9 protein-coding genes are annotated in these 12,097 nt (G+C 75.1%); 5 read left to right on the top strand and 4 right to left on the bottom strand.

From position 1 onward, the window contains the following. The first annotated feature begins 298 nt into the window (after window positions 1-298). Window positions 299-607 (top strand): hypothetical protein, encoded by a 309-nt coding sequence (locus tag ACFZBX_RS03035; protein WP_391531194.1) that lies wholly within the window; start codon window positions 299-301, stop codon window positions 605-607. A gap of 52 nt (window positions 608-659) precedes the next feature. Here ACFZBX_RS03035 and ACFZBX_RS03030 read toward each other — a convergent pair whose 3' ends face one another. From ACFZBX_RS03030 to ACFZBX_RS03015, 4 genes are all read right to left on the bottom strand, one after another. Next, complete coding sequence (locus ACFZBX_RS03030) at window positions 660-1,553, bottom strand: DUF2797 domain-containing protein (RefSeq protein ID WP_391531193.1); 894 nt, start codon at window positions 1,551-1,553, stop codon at window positions 660-662. 829 nt (window positions 1,554-2,382) lie between these two features. Next, complete coding sequence (locus ACFZBX_RS03025) at window positions 2,383-2,970, bottom strand: rhodanese-like domain-containing protein (protein ID WP_391531192.1); 588 nt, start codon at window positions 2,968-2,970, stop codon at window positions 2,383-2,385. Between the two features lie 63 nt (window positions 2,971-3,033). Next, window positions 3,034-3,789 (bottom strand): TSUP family transporter, encoded by a 756-nt coding sequence (locus ACFZBX_RS03020; protein WP_391531191.1) that lies wholly within the window; start codon window positions 3,787-3,789, stop codon window positions 3,034-3,036. A 130-nt stretch (window positions 3,790-3,919) separates the two neighbouring features. Continuing rightward, a complete protein-coding gene (locus ACFZBX_RS03015; RefSeq protein ID WP_391531190.1) occupies window positions 3,920-5,323 on the bottom strand; it encodes a rhodanese-like domain-containing protein in 1,404 nt (467 codons plus the stop codon). Between the two features lie 139 nt (window positions 5,324-5,462). On the opposite strand from ACFZBX_RS03015, the gene ACFZBX_RS03010 reads away from it, so the two are divergent. The 4 genes from ACFZBX_RS03010 (at window position 5,463) to ACFZBX_RS02995 (ending at window position 12,050) form a co-directional block, all read left to right on the top strand. Continuing rightward, complete coding sequence (locus ACFZBX_RS03010; RefSeq protein WP_391531189.1) at window positions 5,463-6,164, top strand: maleylpyruvate isomerase N-terminal domain-containing protein; 702 nt, start codon at window positions 5,463-5,465, stop codon at window positions 6,162-6,164. Between the two features lie 142 nt (window positions 6,165-6,306). Further along, window positions 6,307-8,457: a restriction endonuclease gene (locus ACFZBX_RS03005; protein WP_391531188.1), complete on the top strand. Its 2,151-nt coding sequence runs from the start codon at window positions 6,307-6,309 to the stop codon at window positions 8,455-8,457. Between the two features lie 189 nt (window positions 8,458-8,646). Next, window positions 8,647-9,411, top strand: coding sequence for an ABC transporter ATP-binding protein (locus tag ACFZBX_RS03000; protein ID WP_391531442.1), 765 nt, complete (start codon window positions 8,647-8,649; stop codon window positions 9,409-9,411). A gap of 74 nt (window positions 9,412-9,485) precedes the next feature. Continuing rightward, entirely contained in the window at window positions 9,486-12,050 is a 2,565-nt protein-coding gene (locus ACFZBX_RS02995; protein ID WP_391531187.1) for an ABC transporter permease, read from the top strand. Window positions 12,051-12,097 lie beyond the last annotated feature (47 nt).

Here is a 12,097-nt window from a genome sequence, read left to right as displayed (position 1 = left end):
AATCGGGGCACCCTCGAACGCCCGTACGCGGCGCACGGGTTCGGCGCGCACGCCCGGTTCTTCGACTGTTCGTCAGGATCGGTGCTGACTCCCCAAATTTCGCGCTACCGTGGTCCCCGCCGAAAAGGAGTGTGCATATGCCCGAGGTCAAGGCCTGCTCCGGATGCGGCGGGTCCGGGGGAACCCAGAAGACCGAAGCCACGGTCGAACGGGACGAGGAAGGAAGCATGGTGCCCAAGATCCACGTCTACTGGTCACCCTGTGGTCGGTGCCACGGGTCCGGGACGGTGATCGTCGGATGAGGTCGGTCTTCGAGTGCGTCGAGTGCGGCAGCCACTACCTGCCGCCGGAGGCGATGGCGTACCCCGACGGGCCCGCCTCGCCGATCTGGTGCGCCCGTTGCCAGGCCGCGAAGCGCGCGGCGGGCGTCCGGGAGGACCCACTGCTGGCACGGATCGCGCTGGCGACCGCCCGGACGTACGAACTGTCGCGCGGGCACGGCTCGGAGGAGCCGGCGGACGCCCGGCGGGACGTCCGTCCGTCGCGCCCGCCGGTGTCACGGCGGGCCCGCTCCGGGCCGGGCGCGCTGCGCGGCAAACTGGCCTAGGGCTGCCGGTTCTCCCGTGGGGGAACCCACCGGGGTCGGCGGGCCCACCGGGTCAGAACAGCGCCTCCTGGGTGTCCGGCTCGGCCGGGCGGACCCGCTCGCTCAGCGCCAGCCCCGAGGACGGCCGCCCGCCCGCCGGGGTGAGCGTCCAGCCGGTCAGCAGCCGGGTGTCCAGGAGCAGCGGCGCACCGCCGTCCGGCTGGTCGAGCAGCAGGTGCCGGCCGATCGGCGGGCGCAGCCGCCCGGCCAGCACCGCGCCGTCCGCCAGCCCGTCGACCGCCCGGTAGACCGGCGGGGCGCCACCGGTCAGCCCGAAGACCTCGACGTGGTCGGTGACCGGGTGGTCCGCCAGCAGCTCCACGCCGTGCCCGCGCAGCAGTTCGTGCGCCCGGGCCCGGGCGTCGGTGAGCAGCGCGCGGCGGTGGCCGGCGTCGCCGTGCTCCCACCAGTGGTCCACCTTCATCCGGCTCTTGAACCGCTCCCGGGCCAACCCGGAGGCGGCGACCGTCAGTTCGGCGCGGCGGACGGCGGGCAGGGCGCCCCGGGCGGCGAACGTCCAGGCGAGCGCCCCCTGTTCGAGCAGCCGGCTGGTGCCGCGCCGCTCGGCGGTCAGCCCCACCTTGAGCAGCCCCTCGCCGAACCAGGCGAGGTAGAGCCGGTAGGTGCGGCCGTCGTCGAGGATCTGGTCACGGGCCAGCGCCAGCCCGCGGTCCACGCTCTGGCAGGACGCGCACTGCACGGCGGCACCGTCCGGCGCGATCACGGCGTGGTGCGGGCAGGGCGTGCGCGCGTCCTGGCCCTCCAGCAACGCCCCGATGCACCGCCGGGGCCCGCCGAGCAGCCAGCCGACCTCCACCCCCGGCACCACCTCCCGCTCATGCACCCGCCGCCCGTGCACCGCACTCAGCACGGCCCGCCCGTCCCGCCACCCCAACCCCGTGGACACCCACCCATCCACCACGCTCACCGCCACCTCACCACGCCACACCGTCCGAGCCCCCGAGGCTACCGCCGCCCACCGACACCGGGGACCCCGCCGTGTCGCCGCCCCACGAGAGCGGCCGGCCCGTCGGCGCCCTCCTCGCCCGCCGGACCGGGGCCACCGCCCAACGGCGGCAGCCCTTCACCACGTCAAGCGCTCCCCGGGTAGCACGGGCGGCGCCCCTGGCCGACGAGCCGGGCCCGGCCCTCCGGCACGACGGTCCGCTAAAGCGTCCCCGACAGCCACCTCAGCCGGGAGGGCACGAAGCTACGCCACCATCAGCGGCCATCCGGCGATCGACGGCCACCGGGATCACGGCGCTCAGGGCGACACCCACGCGCCAGGTCGACCAAACCAACTCGGCAACCAGGCTGGTACAGCGGGCTCTGCGGCCGGCGGGTCTCGGCGACAGCAGCGGCCGTGCGGGGGGGGGCAGGGACGGCACGGCTCCGCCGCCGAGGCCTGGGCGGAGGGGCAGCCGGTCGGCGGCGGAGCGGGTGGGGTCAATGGTCTTGGCGGCTCCGGGGCGTGCCAGTGCCAGTGCCGGAGCGCAGAAGGCAGGAGCGCAACGAGCCGGCGCCTTCCGTGAGACGACGAAGGCCCTCCGGCCCCGCGGGCGGAGGGCAGCCGATGCGATCACGACGGCCGGGTCGCCTCCCTGGCGGAATGCGGGAGGCCGGGGCCGGAGGCACTGCCGGTCGGCGGCGGAGCGGGCGAGCCTCCACGGCTCCGCCGCCGGGGGCAGCCGGTGGGGCTGCCGCCTCGGCGGCGGGGCGGGCGGGGTCCGCGGGGGTCAGCGGGGGTCAGTGAGGGTGGCGAGGGTGGTGGCGAGGTCCGGGGTCTGGCCGGGGCGGGGGCGGTTGTGCGGGAGGCGGGAGAGCAGGTTGCCCATCGCGCAGGTGTTGGTGACCGCCGAGAAGACCAGGCCCGCGCCGACCGCCGCCGAGACCCAGCGGGTGCCGGGCAGGGCGAGGTCGACGAGCAGACCGGCCAGGACCAGGCCGCCGGCCGTGAAGCGGACCTGCCGGTCCATCGCCCACGGCGTCCGCGCCGGGGCGCCCTCGGGCCGCTGCACCTCGTGGCCGGCGGCGGCCCAGGCGCTGGTGCCGCCGACCAGGGTGGCGGCGGGGATGCCGGCCGCCGCCAGCGACTCGCAGGCCTTGCCCGAGCGGTTGCCGGAGGCGCAGACGATGAGGAGTTCGCCGCGCGCGGCGGCGGTGCGCAGCGCGGGGAGGGCCTGGTCGAGCTTGTCGAGCGGGATGTTCAGGGCCCCGGGGACGTGGCCGGCGGCGTACTCGCCCGGGGTGCGGACGTCGACGACGGTGAGGGCGGCGAGGCGGGGGTGCGCCTGGGCGGGGGTGACTTCGGTGAGCGTGGCCATGGGGGCTCCTTACGAGTGCGACAGAACGGTGCGACAGAACGGGGGGACGGGAGGTCTTCGGGGTCAGAGCAGGGCGTCCACGCCCATCACCGCGGCGACGGCGAGCAGCAGGACGGCGAAGGTCCGCTGGAGGACGGCCCCGGAGAGGCGGGCGGCGAGCCGTTTGCCGTCCCAGGCGCCGAGCACGGCGGCGGCGGTGAACGGGGCGATCACCGCCCAGTCCAGTCCGGCCGCGCCGCCGCCCCGGGTGGCCAGGGAGGCGGAGGCGTTGACGGCGATCACCGGGAGGCTGGTGCCGATGGCGGCCTCCATGGTCAGCCCGACCGCGCCGACCAGGGCCGGGACGGCCAGGAAGCCGCCGCCGACGCCGAGCAGGCCGGTCAGGGCGCCGAGTCCGGCCCCGGACGCGGCGGCCCGTCCCCGGCGGGCGCCGGGCGCCGGCGCGTCGGCCGACACCGGGCGGGGCGGGCGCAGCATGCGGACCGCGGCGAGCGCGGCGACCAGCGCGAAGGCGGCGGTCAGCACGTTCTGCGGCAGCTTGGCGGCGGCCGCTCCGGTGAGGGCGGCGGGGAGCAGCCCGGCGGCGGCGAAGGCGAGGGCGGTCCGCCAGCGGATGGTGCCGGCCTTCATGTGGGCGACGATCGCGGAGATCGAGGTGGCGAGGACGATCAGCAGGGCGGCGGTGGTGGCGGCGGCCGGGGAGAGGCCGAGCAGGTAGATCAGCGCGGGGACGGCGAGGATGCCGCCACCGCCGCCGAGTCCGCCGAGGACCAGTCCGACCACCGCCCCGGCGGCGAGCGCCAGCAGCAGCGTGGTCATCGGCATCGCCCGGGGAGGCGGGCCGTGGTCCGGCGGGGGCCGGCGGAGTGCGCGGGTATTCGGGGGGTGGGTGGTGCGGGGTGGTGCATGGTGGTGCTCCTGCGGGGGTGGTGCCGGGCCGGGAGGGGGCTCAGGCGGTCACGACGGTGAGGCCGGCCTCGGCGGCGGAGGTGAAGGCGTCGTCGACGGCGACGACCTCGCGTCCGGCGGCGTCCAGCAGGGAGGCGGCGATGGCGGCCCGCATGCCGCCGGCGCAGTGCACCCAGACGGGGCCGTCCGGCAGTTCGGTGCCGCGGCGGTGGAGCTGGTGCAGCGGGATGTGGTGGGTGCCGTCGAGGTGGGCGGCGGCCCGTTCGGCGGCGCGGCGGACGTCGAGCACGACCGGGGCCGGCCCGCCGTGGCCCTCACCGTCACCGTCACCGTCCGCGGCCGTGAGGGCGGCGGCGAGGTCGGCGAAGGTGGCGCGGCGGAAGGCTCGCGGCTGCGAGCCGGGCAGCAGCCAGTCCTCGGGGCCTCCGGTGGCCGCCGCGGCGGGGCGGTCGATGCCGACCCGGGCGAGTTCGCGCTGGGCGGCGGCGAGCTGGGCGGGGCTCTCGGCGAGCAGCGTGACCGGCTTGCCCCACGGGATCAGCCAGGCCAGGTACGTGGCGAGCTGTCCCTCCGCCTCGATGTTGAAGGACCCGGCGAGGTGCCCGGCCGCGAAGGCGGTGCGGGCGCGCAGGTCGACGACCCACTCGCCGGCGGCGAGGCGGCGGGCGAGTTCGGCCGCGGCGGCGGGGGCGGGCGGGGTGAGGTCGACGGGCGCGGGGCCGGCGGCGTTGAGCGGGCCCATGTGGGCGTAGTAGGCGGGGATGTCGTCGAGGCCTGCGAGCAGGTCGGCGACGAAGGTGTCGACGTCCTTGACCAGGGCCTCGTTGCGGTGCCGCTCGGCGCCGATGGTGGTGGCGGTGCCGGCGCTCCGGCCGGCGGAGCAGAAGCTGCCGAAGCCGTGGGTGGGCAGCACGGCCACGTCGTCGGCGAGGCCGTCGGCGAGCCGGTGGGCGGAGGCGTGCTGGGCGCGGGCGAGGTCCTCGGTGAGCCGGGGCTCGACGAGGTCGGGGCGGCCGACGGTGCCGATGAGCAGCGATCCGCCGGTGAACGCGGCGACCGGGCGGCCGGCCTCGGCGAGCACGTAGGAGGTGTGGTGCGGGGTGTGGCCGGGGGTGGCGACGGCGCGCAGGGCGAGGCCGGCGGCGGGGTCGACGTCGAACTCGTCGCCGTCGTGGACCAGCACCCGCCGGAAGGAGACGGCCGCGGCGGCGGGGACGAGGTAGTGCGCGCCGGTGATCCGGGCGAGTTCGAGGCCGCCGGTGACGTAGTCGTTGTGGACGTGGGTCTCGGCGACGTAGGCGATCCGCACGCCCCGGCGGGCGGCCGCGGCGATGACCTGGTCGATGTCGCGCGGCGGGTCGATCGCGACCGCTCCGTCCGGGCCGCCGGCCAGGTAGCTGCGGTTGCCGAGGCCCTCGATCTCCAGGGTGTCGACGAAGAACACGTGCCTCTCCTTCTCAGAGTCGTCTCGGAGTCTTCTCAGAGTCGCTGTACCCCCCGGGGTATCTGTCATCGACTGTAGCAGAGATACCCCCCGGGGCATCGAATGCCGCAGGCGCACCCTGGCGGGTAGCGTCCGGGGCATGATCACCACCGGCCCCACCCCCACCGGCCCCACCCCCGACGACCCCACCCCCGACGGCCCCACCCCCGACGACCTGGCCGCCGTACTCCGGCTCGCCGTGGACACCCTGAGCGCCGCCCCGGCCGGCGCCGACTGGTCCCGCCCCGCCGGCGGCGTCGACTGGGACTGCTGGACCACCGTCGAGCACCTCGCGGACGACCTGCTCGCCTACGCCGCCCAGCTCGGCCCCCAGGAACCGCCGCGCGACCGCTACGTGCCGTTCGTCTCGCGGCGGCCCTTCCCCGGCGGGCCGAACAGCTTCGTCTTCGCCCGGCGCGAGGACGGCCCGCGGGGCCTGCTGGAGGTGCTGGAGGCGAGCGGCGGGCTGATGGTCGCGACAGCCCGCACCAGGACGCCCGAGGTCCGCGCCTTCCATCCCTGGGGGCTCGCCGACCCGGCGGGGTTCGTCGCGATGAGCCTGGTGGAGACGCTGGTCCACCTGCACGACGTCGCCGAGGGCCTCGGGCTGCCCTGGGACCCGCCGGCCGACGTCTGCCGCCGCACCCTCGCCCGGCTCTTCCCGGACGTGACACCCGACCCGGCCGCCGGCTCTTGGCGGACCCTGCTCTGGGCCACCGGCCGCACCGAACTGCCCGGCCGCCCACGCCGCACCGACTGGCGCTGGTACGCCGACGTCCCGATGCCCGCCGAGCGAGTCTGACGCCGCCTCAGCACCGGCCGACGCCGCAGGTCGCGGGCCCTTTGCGCACCCCCCCGGTGCACGTTCTATTGTGGCGGGCGCGGCGGCGGCGCGGCCGGGAGGCGGGCGCCGCGGCGGACCGGCGTGGAACGAAGGGGTGGACGTGGCGGGGCGGCGGAACAACGGGGTGCTGGCGGTCTGGGCCGAGACACAGCGGCAGGAGCAGCGCCGGGAGGAGGCCCGGTGGCGCGCGCAGGTCGCCGAGCAGCGCCGGCGGGAGAAGGAGCAGCGCGACGCGCAGAAGGCGGCGGCGCGCACCGAGCGCGAGGCACAGAAGGCGTACCAGCAGTCCCGGGAGGCCGAGGCGGCCCGGCGGACGGCCGAACTGGACGTCCGGGTGGAGGAGTTGCGCGGCCTGCTGGCGGCCGGGCTGAACGCTCCCGCGTTCCGGGCGCAGAGCCTGCTGGCCCCGCGTCCGGTGCCGCCGTTCGAGCCGGGGCGCCTCGGCGAGCCGGTGCCGATGCCGGACCAGTCCCGCTACCAGGTGCCGCCGCCGGATCCGGCGCAGGCCCGCAATCCCGGGGTGTGGCGGCAGTACGAGCAGTACGTGGCGCAGGCCCGGGCCCGCTTCGAACAGGACTGGTACGCGGCGCAGGCGGCGGAGGCCGACCGGCAGCGCCGGCTGGCCGAGTACCACGGGCAGTACCTGGAGTGGGTGGCCGGGTTCCGCCGGGAGGACGAGCAACGGGCCGCCCGGACCGAGGAGTTGCTGCGCCGGCTGCGGTCCGGCGAGGCGGAGGCGGTGCAGGAGTACTTCACCGCCGTGCTGTACGCCTCGGCGGGCTGGCCGGAGGGCTTCCCGCACCGGCTGGTGGCGGCCTGGGAGGCGTCCAGCCGCCAGCTGGTGGTGAACTGGGAGCTGCCGGGCACGGACGTCGTCCCGGCGACCGCCCGGGTGCGGTACGTGAAGTCGGACGACCGGGAGGCCGAGGTGGCCCGCCCGGCGACCGAGCGCAAGGCGCTGTACCGGGAGGTGCTGGCCCAGACCGCGCTGCGGGTGGTGGCCGAGCTGTACCGCGCCGACGGGGACGGGATGCTGGCCTCGGTGGTGCTGAACGGCTTCGTGCGCGGCATCGATCCGGCGACCGGCCGGGAGGCGGAGCGGTTCCTGACCACGGTGACGGTCGACCGGGGCGAGTTCGCCGGGCTGGCGCTGGACCGGGTGGCGGCCGTGGAGTGCTTCCAGGGCCTGGGCGGGGTGCTGTCGGCGCGGCCCGAGCGGCTGGACGAGGTGCGGCCGGACCGGCTGCCGGAGACGGTCGGCGGCAGCGTGGCCGGGCAGGGCGGCGAGGACGACCCGGACCTCTTCGCGATGGACCCGATCGAGTTCGAGGAGCTGATCGCCGAGCTGTTCCGGCTGCGCGGCTTCCGGGTGATGACCACGGCGCGCAGCGGCGACGCGGGGGTGGACGTGGTCGCCGAGGACCTCGACCCGGTGACCGGTGGACGGATCGTCATCCAGGCCAAGCGCTACCGTTCGACGGTCTCCCCCACCGCGGTGCGCGACCTCGACTCGACGGTGCGCCACCACGGCGCGATCAAGGGCATCCTGGTGACCACCGCGGGCTTCGGGCCGGGCTCGTACGAGTACATCCGCAACAAGCCGCTGACGCTGGTGAGCGGGCCCGAGCTGGTGGAGCTGCTGGCGGAGCAGGGGCTGCGCGGGCGGCTGGGCGAGCGTCCGAACGGCGGCGGGCCGGCGGCCGGACGCGAGGCCGCCCCGAGCGCCCCGGCCACCGCGACCACCACGCTGGCGCTGTCCTGGCGCAGCCGGACGGCCGGCGGGGACCCGGTCGAGCTGGACGTCTCGGCGTTCCTGTGCGCCGGCGGCCGGGTGCTGGACGACGAGCACTTCGTCTTCTTCAACAACCCGCAGGACCCGCACGGGGCGGTGCGGCTGCACCCCACCCGCTCGGTGCCGGGCGAGCCGGTCCGCCGCGCCGAACTCACGCTGGAGCCGGGCCGGTTGGCGCCGGGCGTGGACGAGGTGGTGGTGGCGGTGTCCACCGAGGAGGAGGAGCCGCCGGTGCTGCCGCTCGGCTATGTGCACGGACTGGCGGTGACCGGCGCGTTCGGCCCGGACGCGGACGGCCCCGCCGAGTGGGCCGCGCAGACCGGCGGGGTGTCGCAGAGCGCGATGGTCCTCGGGTCGTTCCAACGGCGCGGCGGTGTCTGGCGGTTCACGCCGGGCGGGACGCCGGTGCAGGACGGGCTGGCCGGGCTGGCGGTGCGCTGGGGCGTCGCGGTCGAGTAGTCCCTGCACGGTTCCTCAGGGTCGGAGGTCATACCTGAGGAGGAGAAGCGCCCCCGCCGGACCGCCGGGACGGCGGGGGGAGCCCGTACCCGGGAGCGACAAACCGGACGGTGACCGGTCGGGAGAATGTAAAGGGAAGGCAATCTTCCGATTGTCCTACTCGTATCTCCAGGGAGCCCTCTCGTGACGATGCCCGCAACCGCCGTCCGCACCGGCCAGGCGGCCGCCCGCGCCACCGGTCTGAACAAGGTCTACGGGGAGGGGGAGACCCGCGTCGTCGCCCTCGACAACGTCAGCGTCACCTTCCCGCAGGGCGAGTTCACCGCCATCATGGGCCCCTCCGGCTCCGGCAAGTCCACCCTGATGCACTGCATGGCCGGCCTCGACACCGTCACCTCCGGCTCCTCCACCATCGGCGACACCGAACTCGTCGGCCTCAAGGACAAACAGCTCACCCAGCTGCGCCGCGACCACATCGGCTTCATCTTCCAGGCCTTCAACCTGCTGCCCACCCTCACCGCCCTGGAGAACATCACCCTCCCGATGGACATCGCCGGCCGCAAGGCCGACAAGCAGTGGCTCGACCGGGTCGTCGAGACCGTCGGACTCTCCGGCCGGCTCTCCCACCGCCCCAGCCAGCTCTCCGGCGGCCAGCAGCAGCGCGTCGCCTGCGCCCGCGCCCTCGCGAGCAAGCCCGACATCATCTTCGCCGACGAACCGACCGGAAACCTCGACTCCCGATCCGGCGCCGAGATCCTCTCCTTCCTGCGCAACTCCGTGCGCGAACTCGGACAGACCGTCGTCATGGTCACCCACGACCCCGTCGCCGCCTCCTACGCCGACCGCGTCGTCTTCCTCGCCGACGGCCGCATCGTCGACGAACTGCTCCACCCGACCGCGGACACCGTCCTGGACCGCATGCGCCGCTTCGACGCCAAGGGCCGCACCAGCTGACGCCCCGCGTCCGCCGCCCGCCCCGTTCCCGAACCGGCCGCCGTCCCCACGACCCTCAGGACTGACACCACCCCATGTACCGCACCGCACTGCGCAATGTGCTGGCCCACAAGGCCCGACTGCTGATGACGACGCTCGCCGTCCTCCTCGGCACCGCCTTCGTGGCCGGCACCCTCGTCTTCACCGACACCCTCGGCGACGCCTGGCGCTCCCAGAGCGCCAAGAGCTACACCGACATCGCCGTCACGGTCAGTGACCGCGATGCCGTCGGCCGGGGGTACGACCACGGTGGCAGGACGTCCGGCGGCCCCTCCCTCACGGAGGACACCCGCAAGGCGGTCGCCGCCCTGCCCGACGCCGCCGACGCCCGCGGCGTGGTCAGCGGCTTCGCCGGCATCGCCGACCGCAAGGGTGCGCTGATCGGCAACGGCTTCTCCACCACCGGCACCAACTACGTCCCGGGCGCCGACGGCACCGACCCGCGCTTCCCACTGGTCGACGGCCGCGGCCCGCGCACCTCCGGCGAGGTCGCGCTGGACGCCAGGACGGCCGAGAAGGGCGGCTTCAAGGTCGGCGACACCGTGCGCGTCGCCGTCAACGGCCCGGTCATGGAGCTCAAGCTCACCGGCACCCTGCACACCAACGACCCTCGGGTGGTCTCCGGCGGCTCGCTCGCCGCGTTCGACACCGCCACCGCCCAGCAGCTCTACCTCAGCCCCGGCCAGTACGCCGAGATCGACGTCAAGGGCAAGCCCGGCGCGGACGACACCGCCCTGCTCGCCGCCGTCAAGAAGGCGGTCCCCTCGGCCGACTCCATCGAGGCCCGCACCGGCCGCGAACTGGCCGCCGAGCAGGACCGGATGATCGACGAAGGCACCCAGGGCATGTCCACCGTGCTGCTGACCTTCGCCGGCATCTCGCTCTTCGTCGGCATCTTCATCATCGCCAACACCTTCACCATGCTGATCGCCCAGCGCACCAAGGAGCTGGCATTGCTGCGCGCCGTCGGCGCCAGCCGCAAGCAGGTCACCCTCTCCGTGCTGGCCGAGGCCCTGCTGGTCGGCCTGACCGCCTCGATCGGCGGCCTGGTCGCCGGCATCGGCATCGCCTCCGGCCTGAAGGCGCTGCTCAACGGCCCGTGGGAGGCCAACCTGCCGGACGGCCCGCTGGTGATCGCCCCGTCCACGGTGATCGGCTCGCTCGTCGTCGGCGTCCTGGTCACCGTGCTGGCCGCCCTGCTGCCCTCGCTGCGCGCCTCCCGGATCGCCCCCGTCGCCGCGATGAGCTCGGCCGAGCAGCCCGCCACCCAGAAGTCCCTGCTGGTGCGCAACATCATCGGCCTGCTGTTCGCCGCGATCGGTGTCGGCGGCCTGCTCGGCGGCGCGGCCGCCAAGGAGGTCAACCTGGTGGGGCTCGGCGCGGGCGCGCTGATGATCGGCGTCTTCGTGCTCACCCCGCTGCTGTCCCGCCCGGTGATCGCGCTGTTCGCCCCGGTGCTGCGCCGGCTGTTCGCCACCCCCGGCAAGCTGGCCCGCGAGAACGCCGTCCGCAACCCGCGCCGCACCGCCGCCACCGCCTCCGCGCTCACCATCGGCGTGACCCTGATCACCGCGCTGACCGTGGTCGGCGCCTCGGTGAACAAGGCCGCCGACGAGGCGTTCGCGAGCGACCTCAAGGCCGACTACGCCGTCGCCATGGACAACTTCTCCATGCTCGCCCCCGAGGTCGCCGAGCAGATCGCCAAGACCCCCGGGGTCGTCGCGACGAGCGTGGAGCGCCAGGTGCCGGTGGACTCCGCCACCGACGAGGACGACACCAGCTGGCTCACCGCCGTGAACGCCGAGTCCTTCGACCAGCTGATCGGCCTCAAGGTCACCGCCGGCAACGCCGACGCCCTCAAGCAGGGCCAGCTGCTCGCCACCACCCGCTACGCCGAGCGCAACCACCTCACGGTCGGCTCCACCGTCGACGGCACCTACCCCGACGGCACCCGCGCCACCCTGACCGTCGGCGGCCTGGTGGAGAGCAACAGCGAGATCTCCGGACTGGTCGCCCCCGACCACGTGGTCGGCCCGCACGCCGCCGCCGGCTCCGGCCTGCGGAAGGTGCTGGTCAAGGGCGACCAGGGCGCGACGCCCGAGCTCAAGCAGGCGCTGCGCGACGCCACCGGCGGCAACCCGCTGATCACCGTCAAGGGCGAGAAGGACATCAAGGAGGAGAACAGCCGGTCGGTCACCGCCGTGCTGAACGTCATGTACGGGCTGCTGGGCATGTCCGTGGTGGTCGCCGTCCTCGGCGTCGTCAACACCATGGCGATGTCGGTGTTCGAGCGCCGCCGCGAGATCGGCATGCTGCGGGCGATCGGCCTGGACCGCCGCGGCATCGGCCGGATGGTCCGCCTGGAGTCCCTGATCATCGCCCTGTTCGGCGGCGTGGTCGGCGTCCTCCTCGGCATCGTCACCGCCTGGGCCGCCGTTCGCACCATCTCCGAGGCGCTCAAGAACATCACCATGGTCGTGCCCCCGGTGCAGATCGTCTCCTTCCTCGTCGCCGCCGCCGTCATCGGCCTGCTCGCCGCCCTCTGGCCCGCCCGCCGCGCGGCCCGCATGGACATCCTGGGCGCGATCAAGAGCGAGTAGCCCCGACGCGAACCGCCCCCGAACACACGCCGCCCGCCGGGATCGCC

This window comes from Kitasatospora sp. NPDC008115 (assembly GCF_042957205.1).
In the GTDB taxonomy this organism is placed as follows: domain Bacteria; phylum Actinomycetota; class Actinomycetes; order Streptomycetales; family Streptomycetaceae; genus Kitasatospora.
The sequence above is the reverse complement of the archived record's forward strand: the minus strand, read 5'-3'. Positions and strand labels throughout refer to the sequence as shown.

Excerpts from the sequence above, each read along its gene's own strand:
- ACFZBX_RS03035 (WP_391531194.1), top strand. The coding sequence starts at position 299 with ATGAGGTCGGTCTTCGAGTGCGTCGAGTGCGGCAGCCACTACCTGCCG.
- ACFZBX_RS03025 (WP_391531192.1), bottom strand. The coding sequence starts at position 2,970 with ATGGCCACGCTCACCGAAGTCACCCCCGCCCAGGCGCACCCCCGCCTC.
- ACFZBX_RS03020 (WP_391531191.1), bottom strand. The coding sequence starts at position 3,789 with ATGACCACGCTGCTGCTGGCGCTCGCCGCCGGGGCGGTGGTCGGACTG.
- ACFZBX_RS03010 (WP_391531189.1), top strand. The coding sequence starts at position 5,463 with ATGATCACCACCGGCCCCACCCCCACCGGCCCCACCCCCGACGACCCC.
- ACFZBX_RS03000 (WP_391531442.1), top strand. The coding sequence starts at position 8,647 with ATGCCCGCAACCGCCGTCCGCACCGGCCAGGCGGCCGCCCGCGCCACC.
- ACFZBX_RS02995 (WP_391531187.1), top strand. The coding sequence starts at position 9,486 with ATGTACCGCACCGCACTGCGCAATGTGCTGGCCCACAAGGCCCGACTG.